Here is a 16,029-nt window from a genome sequence, read left to right on the forward strand (position 1 = left end):
GTCTTCCCTGAGGAAGATCACCTCATGCCGTGGTCCACTCGTTCGAGTTGCCCCGCTCGCCCGGTCGGGTGGCGGTGTGAGGGTGGGCGCCCGAGTGGGTGCCGTGGGGTGGCCGGGGTGGTGGCGGATCCGGCGGCGGTGAGGGCGATGGTGCCGCGCGACTGTGCGGCCGGGGCCGGTGGCGAGACTCGGTGGCGGTTGAGTCGCCGGACCCGGCGGCGGGGCAGCAGCGCCACCGTCAAGCAAGCTTCACCGGTGGGCCCGCCCGGGCGCGCCACTGGCGCAGTCGTCAGCTTTTGTGTGCTCGGGCGGCCGCGAAGCAGTACACGCCGAAGGCGGCGAGGCCCAGTGCGACGATTACCAGCAGCACCATGCCGAACGGCTGCGCCGCGAGGGTGTGCAGCGCCTTGTCGAGGCCGCCCGCCTGGCGTGCGTCCGAGCGAAGCGCCGCGTAGCCCAGCAGCACCGCGATGATCGCGTACACCACGCCCTTCGCGACGTAGCCCGCCAGGCCCAGCCACTCCACCGCCTTCCGGCTGCCGCCCGGCAGGTCGGCCGTGTCGAGGTCCTTCAGGAAGCTGCGCTTGAACCCCTTCACCGCCGCCGCGACGGCGACCCCCAGCACGACCGCCGCCGCGACCGCCACCAGGAACGGGCCCGCGGGCAGACTGAGCAGCTTCGCCGTGAACTCCTGCTGCTTCTGGTCGCCCGAACCGGAACTCCCGCTGCCCGTGGCGAGCCGGATCGCCGTGTACGCCAGCCCGAACACCACGACCGCCCGCGCGCCCGAACCGATGCGCTTGCGCGTCCGCTTGCCACTCTTGGTCACCCAGCCGTAGCCGTTCGCGGCGAGCATGCACTGCCACAACCCGAACGCCACCAGCCCCACCGCCAGCACCCACAGCACGACCTGCCCGAACGCCGTCGAACCGATCTCGGCCAGTGCGCCCTTCTGGTCGGTCTCCCGCCCGGGGTCGCCGAACGCGACCCGCAGCGCGAGGTACGCCACCACCAGGTGCACGACGCCCCAGCACGCCATCCCCAGCCGCCCGGCGATCTGCGCCGTCTTGCTGCCTTCGACGCGCGAAGCCCCCCGCGACGCCGCCCGTGCCGCCTGACTCGCCATCTGGTCGCCTCCTCGTGTCCAGAGCAGTTTCACCCGGATGGAGGGACACCGCCGGGCGACTGCTCCATTCGGCCCAGTGCGGAGGCGATTCCACTGTGGACAGTTTGGGTTTCGCTCTCGGCGGATTCGCCATCGGCGAAACTCCGCGCGCGACGAGACGCCCGTCGCCAGGGTGAACGCATGACGCACGACGAGCGCGCCGACGACGACCAGGCGGCGGCCGAGTTGATCGACGACGTGGTCTGGTTCCTCGCCATGCTCGACGGTGTTCCCGCTGAACCGCCGGGCTGCGCTGTCACCGAAGGCCGCACACCACGGCGGAGGCGGCGCGGGCCGTCACGGCCGGGGCGCCGCACCTCGTCGGCGGGTTTCCCTCGACAGCGCGCGACTTGAGCGGTACTGGTCAGGTATGACCGAGCCGGACCCCGGCGAGCAGTTGCTGCGCCTCATGGCGCCGATGCGCCGTGCGATCATCCGGGCGACGCGGGTCGCCGAGGGACTGCCCACCCTGCCGGAGGCGAAGGTCGCCGTCCTGCGCACGCTCGTGCGCACCGGGCCGCTACCACCCGCGCAGCTGGCGCTCGAACTGCACCTGGCGCGGCCCACGGTCAGCAACCTCGTGCGCGACATGGTCGGCGAGGGGCTGCTCGAACGCCGTCCCTCCGACCTCGACAAGCGCTCAGTCCTGCTCGTGCCCACGGCGCGCGCCCGGCGGGTGCTGGACAAGTTCACGCGGGGGCGCAAGGAAGTCGTCTCCCGCGCGCTGGCGGAGATCCCGGCCCGTGACCGCGCCCGCGTGCTGAACGCGCTCCCGTCGCTGCACCGCCTGCTCGTCCGCCTGGAGGCGATGGCCGACCAGTCCGGCGCGGAGGAGACGGCCTGAGCCGCCGTCGTCAGGGGGTGCGGAAGCCCCGGAAGGTCACCGGCTTGCGGAGCCGGAACCCGAGCCGTTCGTACAGCGCGATCGCGCCGGTGTTGGCCTCGGCGACGTGGAGGAACGGCCGTTCGCCGCGGGTCAGCACCCGTGCGACGAGCGCGGTGACCAGGCGGGCCGCGTACCCCCGACCCCGTGCTTCGGGAGCCGTGCAGACCGCGCTGATCTCGGTCCAGCCCGGAGGACGGAGCCGTTCGCCCGCCATGGCCACCAGGGCGCCGTTCTCCCGCACGCCGAGGTACGTGCCCAGTTCGCGGGTGCGCGACCAGAACGGTCCCGGCCGGGTCCGCGCGACGAGATCGAGCATCTCCGGCACGCTGTCCGCCCCCAGCTCGACCACCCCCGCGTCCACGGAGGACACCGTGCCGCCGCCCCACACCAGCTGCCGGCCCTGAAGCTCGAACACCGGCTCCCACTCCGGTGGCGGAACCGCCGGGTGGCTGAAGAGGTCGGCGAACTCGTCCGGGCCGAGCAACCGGGCGAGGTCGGACCAGTCCCGGGGGCCCGGGTCCGGGGCGAGGGTGGCGAAGGTCGCCACCTCGGGCGCGTAGGTGGCCGCGCGGCCGAGCCGCCGGGCCAGATGGGCGTGGTGGCCGCGGAGGGACTCACCCACCGGGTCGTCGAGCACGGCCTCGTCGTTCACTGTCACGTCAGGACGGCCGTGCCCCGGGCTTGCGGGCCACGCCGCCGATCACCCGGGACTCCGAAGGCTGCGCCGCGAACACCGTGTCCTCGTCGGGGTGCCACGCGGGCGCGTACACGAGCCCCGGTTCGAGCAGTTCCCAGTCGCCGAAGAAGCGGCTGAACTCCTCCGTCGTGCGCAGCTGCGCGGGGTTCGTGGTCTCCTCGTAGTACGCCACGAGGTCCGCCAGCGCCTGGCGTTCGTCCTCGCCGCGCGGGTTCTCGTTCGTCATCTGCGACAGCACCAGCAGCGAGCCCGGCGCGAGCGCCTCGCGGTACTCCGCGAGCATCGCGTCCGGATCCGTCTCGTCCTTGATGAAGTGCAGCACCGCGTTGACGACGAGCGCGACCGGCTGCTCCAGGTCGATGATCCCGGTGTCCAGCACCCGTTCGAGCACCTCGCCCGGCTGCCTGAGGTCCCCGGCGATCGCGCGGTGCCGGTCCGGGTCGGCGGTGTCGGCCAGCAGCAGCGTCGAATGCGCCAGCGCGACCGGCTCGTTGTCGATGTACACCACGTGCGTGTCGCGCTGCGGCCGCGTCTCGTCGGCCACGTCGTGCACGTTGCCCGCCGTGGGCAGGCCGGAGCCGATGTCGACGAACTGCGTCAGGCCCAGCTGCGCGGCCCGGCGCACCGCGCGGGCCAGGAACTGCCTGCTGGTGCGCATGTACTGCCCGATCAGCGGCACGCGGTCGCGGATCTTGTGCGCGAACTCGCGGTCGATCGCGTAGTGGGTGTCGCCGCCGAGGAGGTAGTCGTAGACCCGCGCGGCCGACGGCCGGTCGAGGCTGCTTTCCACGGCACGCAGTGCTTCGTCGTGGCCGAGCACCAGGACCTCCTCCGCGGTCGGATGTGAACAATATTCATCTTGGCCGGACGGGGGTTAGCCCGACGCGGGCACGGCGACCGCGTCGCGGCGGGCCCGTACCCGCGAGTAGCCCCAGATCCCCAGCCCGAGCACCGGAAGTGCCGCGCCGAACAGGCTCGACCCGGTCCAGCCGCTCGCATCGTAGAGGGCGCCCGCGATCGCCGACGCGACGGCACCGCCGACGAAGATGGTCGTCATGAACACCGTGTTGATCCGCGCCCGCGCGTCCGCCCGCAACCCGTAGATCTCCTGCTGGCTGAGCACCTGGTGCCCTTGTACGGCCAGGTCCAGCAGCACCCCGGCCACCGCCAGCGCCACCACGCTGTGCACGCCCAGGTCGGCCACCACCATCGCCACCGCGCCCAGCGCGAGCGCCGCGCCGCTGCCGAGCACGCCGTGCCCGCGGTCGCCCAGCCGGCCGGCGATCGGCGCGGCCGCCGCGCCCGCGGCGCCGACCAGCGCGAACACCCCGACCCCGGTCTGGCTCAGCCCGTGCTGCCGCGTCAGCTCGAACGCCACGGTGGTCCAGAACGCGCTGAACGCCCCGAACATCAGGGCCTGGCACCCCGCCCGCCGCCGCAGCGCGGGCTCCTCGCGCACGAGGGTCAGCACCGACCGCATGAGCTGCCGGTAGCGCACGTCGTGCCCGGGGTCGCGGTGCGGCAGCAGCCGGGTGACGGCGATCGCGACCAGCAGCATCAGCGCGGCCGAGACCAGGTAGATCGTGCGCCAGCCCCACGCCGCGGCCACGAGGCTCGACACCGTGCGGGCCAGCAGGATGCCCAGCAGCAGCCCCGTCATCACCGTGCCGACGAACCGGCCGCGCTCCCGTTCGGGCGCCAGGTGCGCGGCGAACGGGATGAGGATCTGCGCGACCACCGACGTCAGCCCGATCAGCACCGACGCGGCGAGGAACAGCCCGAACACCGGCGACAGGCCCGCGACGAGCAGCGCCGCCGTGGTGAACACCAGCGTGCGCGCGGCGAGCTTCCGGTTCTCCAGCAGGTCGCCCAGCGGCATGAGCAGCGCCATCCCGGCGGCGTAACCGAGCTGGGTCAGCGTCACCACCAGTGCGGCCGCGCCCTGGCTCACCGAGAACGCGGCGGCGATCTCGTCGAGCAGCGGCTGCGGGTAGTACAGGTTGGCCACGGTCGCGCCGCACGAGAACGCGAGCACGACCATGACGAGGCGGAGACTCCGCGCGGGCTGGACGTCGTCCGACATGACCCTCCTCCGGAAACGGCGACGCCTCCTGCCAGCTCCGGGGAGCCACACGGCATTCCCGGACGGGCACGCGGAGTAAGGCTCGTCACGCGGAAAAGGGACGAAACGGTTCAGCGGTCGGGGGTCACGATCCCGTACTCGTGGATCTTGCGGTAGATCGTCGCGCGCGAGATGCCCAGCAGCTTCGCGGCGCGCACCTTGTTGCCGTTCGCGTCGGCCAGCCCGCGCACGATCGCGTCCCGTTCGACCGTCTCGAACCGGTTGAGCGGGCGGCGGGTGAGCGCGTGGTACTCCGCGGGCAGGTCGGTCGGCACGATCGTGCCCGTGCGGCGGCGCTTGGTGATCTGCTTGAGCACCCGGTAGAGCTGCGTGACGTTGCCCGGCCAGCTCGCGCGCATGAGCAGGTGCAGCGCGGCGGGGGAGCAGGTGAGCGTGCCGCCGGGCGCGAGCCGGGCGAGGAACAGCGGGACCAGGTCGCCCAGGTCCTCGGCGTGGCGGCGCAGCGGCGGCACGGTGACCGTGCGCGGGAACAAGGCCAGCAGTTCGGGATCGGTTTCCGCGTCCGAGGGCAGCGTGATCGTCACCCAGGTCTTCGCCCGCGCCTCGCGCAGCACCGACACCAGCGTGTGCAGGTCCGGCCCGGCGAGCCGGTCCGCGTGCCGGATCACGAGCGTGTCCACCGGGTCGTCGACGAGCTCGCGGCGCAGGTCGTCGTGCCAGTCCGCGGTCATCCGGGCGGCGTCGAGCACGTGCAGCCGGCCCGCCGGGTTGCGCCGCTGGTGCACCCCGCGCGCGAGGGTGTACTTGCCGGTGCCCGGCTCGCCGGCCAGCACCAGCCACTCGCCGCGGGTGAAACCGGCGTCCACGTCGTGGCTCGCCCGCAGCCACGGCGGCGCCGAACCCACCACGCCGGGCAGGAACATCGGCAGCATCGGCAGGGACGTGCCGGTGCTCTCGTCGCTGTCGAGCAGCTTCACCGACAGCACCCCGCCCGCGACGTCGCCTTCGCGGTCCCCGGTCACCCGCCGGCACGAGACACGCACCTTGCTGCCACTCGACAGCGTGAGGGTGACGCTCGCGCGGCGGGCGACGCTCAGCTCCTGGCCCGCGCGGTTGAGCAGCATCGTCTGGTCGGCGGGGTCGAGCAGGCGGCGTGCGCTGTCGTTCATCATCACCACGTCGTCGTTGAACGCCAGCACGATGCCCGTCGTGCGGCGGCACGCCTGCAGGTAGGACTGGAACAGCACGAGCTCACGCAGGTTGCTGTGCGTCAGCAGCGCCTGGCGGACCTGCTCCGCGGCGGAGCGGGCGAGCGCGACGAGCAGCCCGCCCGCGTCCTTGCGCCAGCACGTCAGGTCGACCGCGCCGAGCGTCTTGCCGGAGATGGGGTGCTGGATCGGCACGCCGGCGCACGCGAGGTTCTCCAGGTGCTCGGCGTAGTGCTCGTGCCCGAACACCGACGTCGGGCGGCCGTCTTCGAGCGCGGTGCCGATGCCGTTGGTGCCCACGAACCGCTCGCCGTAGCTGTAGCCCGGCACCAGCTCCACGCGTTCCAGGTGGCGGTGCAGGTCCGCGTCGCCGGTGCGCTGGGTGAGCACGACGCCGGTGGCGTCGGTGAGGATCAGGCTGATCGGCTGGCCCTCCAGCTGGTCGGCGAGCCGTTCGAGCACGGGCGCGGCGCCCCGCAGCAGCGGGGTTTCCGGGTCGAGGTCGCCGGTGTACGGGGTGTCGATGCGGTCGGCGGGCACGCGCAGCTCGCGGGAACGCCACCACGACGCCAGTATCGGCCTGCGGACCTGCCCCGGCTCGATCGTCTCCGTGGTCAGGAACCGTTCGCGCGTGCGAGCCAGGCCCTCGTCGTCGGGCAGGATCGCGGGCGCGTGCTCCACTGGGCCTCCCGGCACGTCGTCGTGTCGCTCGTCACAGGGTAGGCCGGCGCGTGCGGTGCCGGTGTCTCAGATTGAGACACCCGCCGCGGGCGTGAACCGGATGTCTCAGATTGAGACCCGCGTGCGGCGCCGGGCGGCTTGTAATCGTCGGCACAGACTTCTGCGCCGTGAAGGAGCCGACATGAGCCGCCAGAGCGTGGCGAAAGCCCACCAGAAGATCCAGGAACTGTCCTGGGAACCGGCCTACCACGAGCCGGTGTCCCAGTACGGCACGGACTACACCTTCTCGAAGGCCAAGAAGAAGGACCCGCTCAAGCAGGTCCTGCGGTCGTACTTCCCGATGCAGGAGGAGAAGGACCACCGGGTGTACGGCGCCGAGGACGGCGCGATCCGCGGCAACATGTTCCGCCAGGTCCAGGAACGCTGGCTGGAGTGGCAGAAGCTGTTCCTGTCCATCATCCCGCTGCCGGAGATCTCCGCGGCGCGCGCGATGCCGCTGCTGTTCCGCACGGTGCCGAACCCGGAGCTGCACAACGGGCAGGCGATCCAGATGATCGACGAGGTCCGGCACTCGACGATCCAGCAGAACCTCAAGCGGCTGTACATGAACAACTACATCGACCCCGCCGGGTTCAACTCCAGTCTCCGCAACTTCCAGAACGACTACTGCGGCACGATCGGCCGCCAGTTCGCCGAGGGGTTCATCACCGGGGACGCGATCACCGCGGCCAGCATCTACCTGACCATCGTCGCGGAAACCGCTTTCACGAACACGCTGTTCGTCGCGATGCCCGCCGAGGCCGCCGCCAACGGCGACTACCTGCTGCCCACGGTGTTCCACTCGGTGCAGTCCGACGAGTCCCGCCACATTTCCAACGGCTACGCCACCCTGCTGATGGCGCTGTCCGACGAGAGCAACCACCAGCTGCTCGAACGCGACCTGCGCTACGCCTGGTGGAACAACCACTGCGTGGTCGACGCCGCGATCGGCACCTTCATCGAGTACGGCACGAAGGACCGCCGCAAGGACCGCGAGAGCTACGCGGAGATGTGGCGCCGCTGGATCTACGACGACTACTATCGCAGCTACCTGGTGCCGCTGGAGAAGTACGGGCTCACCATCCCGCACGACCTCATCGAGGAGGCGTGGAACCGGATCTGGAACAAGGGCTACGTGCACGAGGTCGCCCAGTTCTTCGCCACCGGCTGGCTCGCCAACTACTGGCGGATCGACCCGATGACGGACGAGGACTTCGAGTGGTTCGAGTCGAAGTACCCCGGCTGGTACGACCGGTACGGCAAGTGGTGGGAGAACTACAACCGCCTGTCGAGGCCGAACGGGCACCACCCGATCGTCGCCGAGGACGTCGACTACGTGTACCCGCACCGCTGCTGGACCTGCATGGTGCCGTGCCTGGTGCGCGAGGACATGGTGACCGACGAGGTCGACGGCCAGTGGCGCACCTACTGCTCGGAGACCTGCCACTGGACCGACGCCACCGCCTTCCGGCCGACCTACCAGGGCCGCAACACCCCCAACATGGGCAAGCTGATCGGCGCCCGCGAGTGGGAGACCATGTACCACGGCTGGAACTGGGCCGACGTGGTCGCCGACATGGGTTTCGTGCGGGACGACGGCAAGACGATGGTCGCCCAGCCGCACCTGGACCTCGACCCGAAGCAGATGTGGACGCTGGACCACCTGCGCCGCATGCCCGAGGTGCAGAGCCCGAACGTGCTGCTCAACCAGATGAGCGACGACGAGCGCGCCGCGTTCGTGGCCGACTACCACCGGCAGGGGCCCGCGGGCCGTCCGGCGCCGGCCGGCTGACATGGCCGAAAAGCACGTGGTCCGCTTCGAGCCGGTCGGCATCGAGATCGAGGCGGACGAGGAGCAGACGATCCTGCGGGCCGCCGCGGAACAGGGCGTCATGCTCATGCACGGCTGCAAGGAGGGGCAGTGCGCCTCCTGCAAGTCCTTCGTGCTCGAAGGCGACGACTTCGAGCACGAGCGGTACTCCACGTTCGCGCTGCCCGACTTCGAGAAGGAGGAGGGCTACACGCTGCTGTGCCGGGCGCACGCGTACGAGGACCTGACCATCGAGCTGCTCAACTACGACGAGGAGATGATCCACTCCGGACTGCCGATCCAGGAGTCGGTGGTGGAGGTGGTGTCGAACGAGCCCGTCACGCACGACCTGCGCCACCTCGTCGTGCGGCTGGTGGAACCGGAGACGCTGCGGTTCTTCCCGGGGCAGTACCTGGACTTCGCGGTCCCGGGCACGGACGAGACCCGCTCGTTCTCGATGGCCAACACGTCCTGCCGCGAGGGCGGCCGCCTGGAGTTCGTCATCAAGGTCTACCCGGGCGGGCTGTTCTCGCAGTTCCTCGACACCCGGCTGCGCCCGGGCGACCGGCTGGACGTGACCGGGCCGTTCGGGGTGTTCACCTTGCGGGACAACCCGGACGCGGACCTGCTGTTCCTCGGCGGCGGCGCCGGGATCGCGCCGATCCTCGCGCTGCTGCGGTCGATGGCCGAACGCGGGATCAGCCGCCGCACGGTGTTCTACTACGGCGCGCGCCGCCGCCGCGACCTCTGCTTCACCGAGGAGCTGCGCGCGCTGGAGCAGAAGCTGCCGGACTTCCGGTACGTCCCCGCACTGTCCGAACCGGACAGTGCGGACTGGGACGGCGAGACCGGGCTGATCACCGACGTCCTGCGGCGGCGGGAAACCGGGCTCGGCGGCGCCGACGCGTACGTGTGCGGGCCGCCTCCGATGGTGGAGGCGGCGCTGGAACTGCTGCCCGCGCTGGGTGTTTCCGAAAAGCGCGTCTTCTACGACAAGTTCACGACCACGGGCGAAGGGTGAAAGCCGATGTCAACGCCGACCACCGCACGCAGTGTGCCGAAACCGGTCTTCACCGACGCCGAGGCGGGCGCCAGGGAGTTCCCGGACTCGCAGCTGCGGCGGTTCAACTACTTCAACCCGGCCAAGCGCAAGCAGAGCCACTACGAGGACGTGACCGTCGAGGTGCAACCCGACCCGCGGCACTACCTCGCCCAGGGCTGGCTGTACGGCTTCGCCGACGGCCAGGGCGGCTACCCGCTGGACTGGACGAAGCTGAAGGCGTGGGGCTCGGACCGGCCGGTGCCCGAGCGTGGCCCCGGATCGGGGGGCCGGGGCTACGACTGGCCCGCGCACGGCTGGCACGAGTTCCGCGACCCCAACGAGGAGTGGGAGCTGACCCTCTACCGCTACAACGCCAACGTGGTCCGCCAGCTCAACCAGAACATCGAGGCGGCACGGCAGGCAGGAGCGTTCGAGCAGTGGAACCGCAACTGGACGAACTTCGTGGCGCACCACGTCGGCGCGTGGATGCACGTCGACCACGGCCTCGGGCTGTACCTGTTCGCCAACGCCAACCGCCGCGGCCCGACGAACATGCACAACACGGCCATCGCGGTCAACAGCATGCACCGCATCCGCGCGGCGCAGGACCTCGCGCTGTACAACCTGACGCTCACCGAGGAGGTCGAGGGCTTCGACGGCACCGCGCACCTGGCGACGTGGAACTCCGACCCCGCGTGGCAGGGCGTGCGCGAGGTCGCCGAACAGCTGACCGGCATCTGGGACTGGGCGGAGGCGGTGTTCGCCGCCAACGTCGTGTTCGAACCGCTGGTGGGCGAGCTGTTCCGCAGCAACCTGGTGCAGCAGGCGGCGCCGGCCAACGGCGACTTCGTCACGCCGACCCTGGTCGGGGCGGCGGAGTACGACTTCTCCGAGCGCGACCTGCGCTACACACGCGCGATGTTCCAGCCGCTGACGGAGGACCGCGAGTTCGCCGAGCACAACCGCGGTCTCATGCAGCAGTGGCTGGCCGACTGGGTGCCGCGGTGCCTCCACGCCGCGCGCACGCTGCAGCCGCTGTGGTCGCAGCCCGACGCCAAGCCCCCGCGGTTCGAGGACGGCCTGGACCGCGTGAAGAGCCGCTTCGGCGGCATCGTGGCCGACCTCGGCCTGCAGGCACCGAAGGAGCTGAACCAGTGACCACCACGAGTTCCCGGACCGAAAGCCCCTTCAAGGCGGACAGCACCGCCTCCAACCGGTGCGGCTTCACCCTGATGAACAACCAGGTCGGCACCATCGTCGCGGAGGTGCTCGGCAAGCTCGGCAACGTCGAGATCACCCACCTGCCGTCGATGATCCGCGTCGACGGCACCGGCCGCTTCGACGTGGTGTACGCCGACATCGACGAGGCCGCCGGCGAGGAGGAGGGCTGGTTCGACGCGGCGGAGTTCGAGGAGAGCATGTCCACCCACTACGGCCGCATGGTCCACCTCGACGACCGCACGATCATGTTCGCCAACCCCGAGGACGCCGCCGAGTACCTCGACTTCGACCTCAAGCCGATCTCCTGAAGGGGGTTGCCGTGTACGAGAAGGACGGCGAGAAGTACTTCGTGGTGGACGCGCACACCCACTTCTGGGACGCGAGCCCCGGGAACTGGGTGGCCGGGCAGGAGGAGTACGCGAAGGGCTGGATCGAGTGCTTCCACGCCTACCAGGGCCTGGGCCCGAAGGAGACGCACTGGCCGATCGACCGGTTCCAGAAGTACTCCGAAGAGCTCATGATGCACGACCTGTTCGAGGCCGGGCACGTGGACAAGGCGATCTTCCAGCCGACCAACCTGCGGCAGTGGTACCGGGAGGGCTTCAACACCACCGAAACCGACGGCGCGCTCGCCGAGAAGCACCCCGGGAAGTTCCTCGTGAACACCTACTTCGACCCGCGCGAAGGCGACGCGGGCATGAAGGCGTTCACCGAGCGCGTGAAGCGGTACGACTGCAAGGGCGTCAAGCTCTACACCGCCGAGTGGCGCGGCGATTCACGCGGCTGGAGCCTGACCGACCCGGAGGCGGCCAAGTACCTCGCGAAGTGCGAGGAGCTGGGCGTCCGCAACATCCACATCCACAAGGGACCGACGATCTGGCCGCTGGACAAGGACGCGTTCGACGTTTCCGATGTGGACCACGTGGCGACGGACTTCCAGGGGCTCAACTTCATCGTCGAGCACGTGGGCCTGCCGCGCATCGAGGACTTCTGCTTCATGGCCACGCAGGAGCGCAACGTGTACGCGGGCCTGGCCGTGGTGCTCGGCGGGCTGATGCACGCGCGGCCCAAGTTCTTCGCGAAGGTCATGGGCGAGCTGATGTTCTGGCTCGGCGAGGACAAGCTGATCTTCGGCGCCGACTACGCGATCTGGGAGCCGAAGTGGCAGGTCGAGGGCTTCGTCGACTGGAACATGCCGCCCGACGACGAGCTGTCGGACTTCCCGCCGCTGACGGTCGCGCAGAAGAAGAAGATCCTCGGGCTCAACGCCGCGCGGCTCTACGACATCGAGGTGCCCGCGGAGCTGCGGCTGGACGCACCTGAGGTCGTCGAACCGGTCGGCGTACCGAACCCGTGATGCGCGCGGCGGTCTGGGCCGCGCTGGGCACGGTCCGGGACCCGGAGCTGGACGAGCCCCTCACGGACCTCGGGTTCGTCGCCCGGTGCGAGGTGGTGGCGGGCGCGGTGCGCGTCGAACTGCGCCTGCCCACCTACTTCTGCGCGCCGAACTTCGCTTTCCTGATGGTCGCGGACGCCTACGACACGGTGTCCGCGGTCCCCGGCGCCGAGGCCGTGGAAGTGATCCTGCTGGACCACTTCGCGGCCGACGCGATCAACCGGGGAGTCGCGGCGCGGGCCGGGTTCGTCGCGTCGTTCGAGGGCGAGGCGGTGGCGGAGCTGGACAGCCTGCGCCGCGACTTCCTGCGCAAGGCCGTCCTCGCGGGCACCGACCGCGTGTGCCGGACGGTGCGCACGGCCGGGGCCGAGGTCACCCCGGCGCTGACCCTCGGCGAGGTCCCGCCGAGCCGGGACCTCGACCGGCTGCGGGCCCGCCGCCGGGAGCTCGGCCTGCCCGCGGGCGACGACGCGCCGCTGCTGGTCGACCCGGACAGCGGCGGCGGGATCGGCGCGGGGGCGGTGCGGCGGCACCTGGCCGTCGCCCGCGTCACGCGCACCAGCATGGAGGCCAACTCGGGGGTGTGCCGCGGAATGCTGCGCGTGCGCTACCCGGGGACCGGAGAACAGGAGGGCACGGGATGAAAGCCGTCCGGCTGCACGAGTACCACCGGCAGCCCGTGGTCGAGCAGGTACCGGAGCCGCGGGCGACGGGACCCTTCGACGTCGTCGTGAAAATCGGCGGCGCCGGAGTGTGCCGCACCGACCTGCACATCATCGAACAGCAGTGGGCCGAGAAGTCGGGGGTGCGGCTGCCCTACACGATCGGCCACGAGAACGCCGGATGGGTGCACGAGATCGGCCCAGGAGTGTCCACTGTGGAGGTCGGCGACACGGTGATCCTGCATCCCACGCCGACGTGCGGACTGTGCCACGCGTGCCGCGCGGGCGACGACATGCACTGCGAGAACAGCGCGTTCCCGGGCATCGACTGCGACGGCGGCATGGCGGAGTACCTGCTCACCTCGGCACGGGCCTGCATCAAGCTCGACCGCGGCACCGAGCCCGCCGACGTCGCGGCGCTCGCCGACGCCGGGATCACCGCCTACCACGCCGTGCGCAAGGCAGTGCCGCTGCTGTACCCGGGCACGGTCTGCGTGGTCAACGGCGCGGGCGGCCTCGGGCACATCGGCATCCAGTCGCTGCGCGCGCTCACGGCCACCACGGTGGTCGTGGTCGACCGCAACCCCGAGGCGCTGAAGCTCGCCGAACAGCTCGGCGCCGACGAGACGGTGCTCGCCGACGGCGCGCAGGTCGAGGCGGTGCTGGACCTCACCGCCGGGCACGGCGCCGAGGTCGTGCTCGACTTCGTCGCGGAACAGGGCGCGCAGCAGGACGCGTTCGCGATGACGCGGCGGGGCGGCTCGCACTTCGTCATCGGCTACGGCGGCAACCTCGACATCCCGGCGATCGACCTCATCTCCACCGAGCGCACCGTGGTGGGAAACCTCGTGGGCACCTACAACGACCTGGTCGAGCTCATGGTGCTGGCGCAGGCCGGCAGGGTCACCCTGCACACCCGGAAGTACCCGCTGGACGCCGCGCTCGACGCGCTGGCCGACCTCGACGCCGGCCGGGTCCGCGGCCGCGCGATCCTCACGCCGTAGGGAGTCGTCACGATGGCCAAGGAACTGCGGTTCGGCACGGAAGCCCGCGACCTGCTGCTGTCCGGAGTGGACAAGCTGGCCGAGGCGGTCAAGTCCACGCTGGGTCCCAAGGGGCGCAACGTGATCCTCGAAAAGATCACCGGTTCCCCCGTCGTCACCAATGACGGGGTCACCATAGCCCGCGAGATCCATCTGAAGAACCAGTTCGAGAACATGGGGGCGCAGCTGGTCAAGGAAGCGGCGATCAAGACGAACGACGTCGTCGGCGACGGCACCACCACGGCGACCGTGCTGGCGCAGGCGATCGTGCGCGAGGGGATGCGGGCGATCGCGGGCGGCGGCAACCCGGTGCTCGTGAAGCGTGGTATAGACCATGCCGTTGCGCGGCTCGTGGAGCATCTGGAGAAGGTCGCGCACCCGGTGGTGTCCGAACAGGACTACGCACGGGTGGCGGCGATCTCGGCGAACGACGACGACGCGGTCGGCGCGGTCATCGCGAAGGCGCTGCACACCGTGGGCGACGGGGGAGTGGTGACGGTCGAGGAGTCCCCGGAGCTCGGCATGTCGGTGGACTTCGTGGAAGGCTTCGAGTTCGACAACGGGTACCTGTCGCCGTACCTGGTCACCGATCCGGGACGGCTGGAGGCCGTGCTGGACGACCCGTACATCCTGATGTGCGCGGAGAAGGTGACGAAGGTCCAGCAGCTGATGCCGGTGCTGGACCGGATCATGCGGCAGCCGCGGCCGCTGGTGCTCATCGCCGAGACCGTCGAGGGGCCCGCGCTGAGCATGCTGGTGCACAACCACGTCAACGGAGTGTTCCGGTCGGTGGCCGTGCGCGCGCCGGGGTTCGGCGACCGGCGGCTGCACAAGCTGGAGGACCTGGCGGCGGTCGTCGGCGGCGCGGTGCTGTCGCGGCAGTCCGGGTTCACGATGGAGACGATGACGCTGGAGCACCTGGGCCGCGCCCAGCAGGTGCGGGTGACCGCCGACCGGACGACGATCGTCGGCGGGGCGGGGTCGAACGTGGACTTCCGGGTGCGGCAGCTGCGGTCGGAGCTGGAACGGGCGCAGTTCGGCATCGACGAGGACGTGCTGACCGAGCGGATCGGGGCGCTGACGGGCAAGGTGGCGATGATCCACGTCGGCGCGGCGACGCCGGCGGAGCTGAAGGAGCTGCAGCACCGGGTGGAGGACGCGCTGTCGGCCACCCGGGCGGCGATGGCGGAGGGCATCGTGGCGGGTGGCGGTGCGGCGCTGCTGCACGCGTCGCGCGTGCTGACGGACCTGGGGCTCGAAGGAGACTACGCGACGGGCGCCGACATCGTGCGGCGCGCGCTGAGCGAACCGGCGTTCCTCATCGCGGCGAACGCGGGCTATCCGGCGCACGAGGTGGTGTCGCGGGTGGCGGACATGGCGGACGACGAGGGTTTCGACGCGCTGGAGGGCCGGTACGGGAACCTGGTGGAGCTGGGAATCATCGACCCACTGCGGGTGTGCCGATCGGCGCTGCAGAACGGCGCGTCGGTCGCCGGGCTGCTGCTGACGACCAACTCGCTGGTCGCGGAGGAGCAAACCCCGTGGGGCGGCAGCCCGGCGCTGATGACGGAGTACGGGCCGCTCGACGAGGGCCTGCACCAGCCTTCGCCGGATTCCAGCACGCCCCAGTCGTTGGGGATGGGCCCTTCGGTGGGGTGAGGGTTCGGGGGTGGCTTGGGCGCACCGGGAGCTGGCGGGGCGGCGTTGCGTGGGCCTCCGGCGTGGTGGCGGCGGTTGGCTGGTCGTGCCCATGGGCGGCGGTTGGCTTGGGCGCACCGGGAGCGGACGGCGTGCTCTGGCGTGACGAGGTGGCTGGCTCGTCGTGCCGCGGTACCCGGGCTGCTCCCGCGGGCACTGGGGTCGGGGGTTCGCCACTGCCGGTGGAGTGAGGGCTCGCCGTTCCGCAGGATGGAGCGTTTCCCCAGGACGGCGGGCGCGCCGCTGTCCGGTCAGGTGAGGGCTGCCAGTGCGGTGCTGAGCCCGGTATGTCCTCGTCGTGCCGCGGGAGGTGGCCCGGCCGGGTGCGCTGCCGCCCACCTCCTCGCCGGGGTGCGGTCGCGTGTGGCGCGCGAGCGGGCGCGGCCCGTGGTATTCCT

15 protein-coding genes are annotated in these 16,029 nt (G+C 70.9%); 10 read left to right on the forward strand and 5 right to left on the reverse strand.

All coding sequences use genetic code 11. The features are described from left to right. Positions 1 to 289: 289 nt before the first annotated feature. The gene (locus FHX82_RS25660) at positions 290 to 1,126 is read right to left on the reverse strand and encodes a DUF1206 domain-containing protein (protein WP_229880238.1); all 837 of its coding nucleotides are present in this window, start codon (positions 1,124 to 1,126) and stop codon (positions 290 to 292) included. Between the two features lie 180 nt (positions 1,127 to 1,306). Here FHX82_RS25660 and FHX82_RS25665 point away from each other — a divergent pair, with 180 nt between their 5' ends. Then, a complete protein-coding gene (locus FHX82_RS25665; RefSeq protein WP_145939021.1) occupies positions 1,307 to 1,519 on the forward strand; it encodes a hypothetical protein in 213 nt (70 codons plus the stop codon). A gap of 16 nt (positions 1,520 to 1,535) precedes the next feature. Then, positions 1,536 to 2,009: a MarR family winged helix-turn-helix transcriptional regulator gene (locus FHX82_RS25670; protein WP_145939020.1), complete on the forward strand. Its 474-nt coding sequence runs from the start codon at positions 1,536 to 1,538 to the stop codon at positions 2,007 to 2,009. 10 nt (positions 2,010 to 2,019) lie between these two features. Here FHX82_RS25670 and FHX82_RS25675 read toward each other — a convergent pair whose 3' ends face one another. The 4 genes from FHX82_RS25675 to FHX82_RS25690 form a co-directional block, all read right to left on the reverse strand. Next, the gene (locus FHX82_RS25675; protein WP_373308569.1) at positions 2,020 to 2,703 is read right to left on the reverse strand and encodes a GNAT family N-acetyltransferase; all 684 of its coding nucleotides are present in this window, start codon (positions 2,701 to 2,703) and stop codon (positions 2,020 to 2,022) included. A 7-nt stretch (positions 2,704 to 2,710) separates the two neighbouring features. Further along, positions 2,711 to 3,568: an SAM-dependent methyltransferase gene (locus tag FHX82_RS25680; RefSeq protein WP_145939018.1), complete on the reverse strand. Its 858-nt coding sequence runs from the start codon at positions 3,566 to 3,568 to the stop codon at positions 2,711 to 2,713. A gap of 54 nt (positions 3,569 to 3,622) precedes the next feature. Next, positions 3,623 to 4,831, reverse strand: coding sequence for an MFS transporter (locus FHX82_RS25685; RefSeq protein WP_145939017.1), 1,209 nt, complete (start codon positions 4,829 to 4,831; stop codon positions 3,623 to 3,625). Between the two features lie 110 nt (positions 4,832 to 4,941). Continuing rightward, positions 4,942 to 6,720, reverse strand: a complete 1,779-nt coding sequence (locus tag FHX82_RS25690) for a sigma-54-dependent Fis family transcriptional regulator (protein WP_145939016.1) — start codon at positions 6,718 to 6,720, stop codon at positions 4,942 to 4,944. A gap of 181 nt (positions 6,721 to 6,901) precedes the next feature. On the opposite strand from FHX82_RS25690, the gene FHX82_RS25695 reads away from it, so the two are divergent. Genes FHX82_RS25695 through groL form a run of 8 tightly spaced genes read left to right on the forward strand, consistent with a single transcriptional unit; the run spans position 6,902 to position 15,592 of the window. Then, on the forward strand, positions 6,902 to 8,551 hold the full coding sequence (locus FHX82_RS25695; protein ID WP_145939015.1) for a ferritin family protein: 1,650 nt from the start codon (positions 6,902 to 6,904) through the stop codon (positions 8,549 to 8,551). Position 8,552: 1 nt separating this feature from the next. Beyond that, positions 8,553 to 9,590, forward strand: a complete 1,038-nt coding sequence (locus FHX82_RS25700) for an FAD-binding oxidoreductase (RefSeq protein ID WP_145939014.1) — start codon at positions 8,553 to 8,555, stop codon at positions 9,588 to 9,590. 6 nt (positions 9,591 to 9,596) lie between these two features. Beyond that, positions 9,597 to 10,769 carry a ferritin family protein gene (locus tag FHX82_RS25705; protein ID WP_145939013.1) on the forward strand — a complete coding sequence of 391 codons (1,173 nt, stop codon included), beginning with the start codon at positions 9,597 to 9,599 and terminating at the stop codon, positions 10,767 to 10,769. Beyond that, a complete protein-coding gene (gene mimD / locus FHX82_RS25710) occupies positions 10,766 to 11,140 on the forward strand; it encodes a propane 2-monooxygenase effector subunit MimD (protein ID WP_145939012.1) in 375 nt (124 codons plus the stop codon). The genes FHX82_RS25705 and mimD overlap by 4 nt, the downstream gene beginning before the upstream one ends. Before the next feature lie 11 nt (positions 11,141 to 11,151). Next, on the forward strand, positions 11,152 to 12,189 hold the full coding sequence (locus FHX82_RS25715; RefSeq protein WP_145939011.1) for an amidohydrolase family protein: 1,038 nt from the start codon (positions 11,152 to 11,154) through the stop codon (positions 12,187 to 12,189). Then, a complete protein-coding gene (locus FHX82_RS25720) occupies positions 12,189 to 12,872 on the forward strand; it encodes an iron-sulfur cluster assembly protein (protein ID WP_145939010.1) in 684 nt (227 codons plus the stop codon). The genes FHX82_RS25715 and FHX82_RS25720 overlap by 1 nt, the downstream gene beginning before the upstream one ends. Further along, positions 12,869 to 13,894 carry an NAD(P)-dependent alcohol dehydrogenase gene (locus FHX82_RS25725; RefSeq protein ID WP_145939009.1) on the forward strand — a complete coding sequence of 342 codons (1,026 nt, stop codon included), beginning with the start codon at positions 12,869 to 12,871 and terminating at the stop codon, positions 13,892 to 13,894. The genes FHX82_RS25720 and FHX82_RS25725 overlap by 4 nt, the downstream gene beginning before the upstream one ends. Positions 13,895 to 13,906: 12 nt before the next feature. After that, entirely contained in the window at positions 13,907 to 15,592 is a 1,686-nt protein-coding gene (gene groL / locus FHX82_RS25730) for a chaperonin GroEL (RefSeq protein ID WP_145939008.1), read from the forward strand. The last annotated feature ends 437 nt before the right edge of the window (positions 15,593 to 16,029 follow it).

It is taken from the genome of Amycolatopsis bartoniae, from assembly GCF_014191255.1.
Lineage (GTDB): Bacteria > Actinomycetota > Actinomycetes > Mycobacteriales > Pseudonocardiaceae > Amycolatopsis_E > Amycolatopsis_E bartoniae.

What these genes read in the sequence shown, in the direction of transcription:
- FHX82_RS25705 (WP_145939013.1), top strand. Translation starts at nt 9,597, where the DNA reads ATGTCAACGCCGACCACCGCACGCAGTGTGCCGAAACCGGTCTTCACC.
- FHX82_RS25725 (WP_145939009.1), top strand. Translation starts at nt 12,869, where the DNA reads ATGAAAGCCGTCCGGCTGCACGAGTACCACCGGCAGCCCGTGGTCGAG.
- FHX82_RS25695 (WP_145939015.1), top strand. Translation starts at nt 6,902, where the DNA reads ATGAGCCGCCAGAGCGTGGCGAAAGCCCACCAGAAGATCCAGGAACTG.
- groL (WP_145939008.1), top strand. Translation starts at nt 13,907, where the DNA reads ATGGCCAAGGAACTGCGGTTCGGCACGGAAGCCCGCGACCTGCTGCTG.
- FHX82_RS25720 (WP_145939010.1), top strand. Translation starts at nt 12,189, where the DNA reads ATGCGCGCGGCGGTCTGGGCCGCGCTGGGCACGGTCCGGGACCCGGAG.
- FHX82_RS25660 (WP_229880238.1), bottom strand. Translation starts at nt 1,126, where the DNA reads ATGGCGAGTCAGGCGGCACGGGCGGCGTCGCGGGGGGCTTCGCGCGTC.
- FHX82_RS25670 (WP_145939020.1), top strand. Translation starts at nt 1,536, where the DNA reads ATGACCGAGCCGGACCCCGGCGAGCAGTTGCTGCGCCTCATGGCGCCG.
- FHX82_RS25700 (WP_145939014.1), top strand. Translation starts at nt 8,553, where the DNA reads ATGGCCGAAAAGCACGTGGTCCGCTTCGAGCCGGTCGGCATCGAGATC.
- FHX82_RS25665 (WP_145939021.1), top strand. Translation starts at nt 1,307, where the DNA reads ATGACGCACGACGAGCGCGCCGACGACGACCAGGCGGCGGCCGAGTTG.
- FHX82_RS25685 (WP_145939017.1), bottom strand. Translation starts at nt 4,831, where the DNA reads ATGTCGGACGACGTCCAGCCCGCGCGGAGTCTCCGCCTCGTCATGGTC.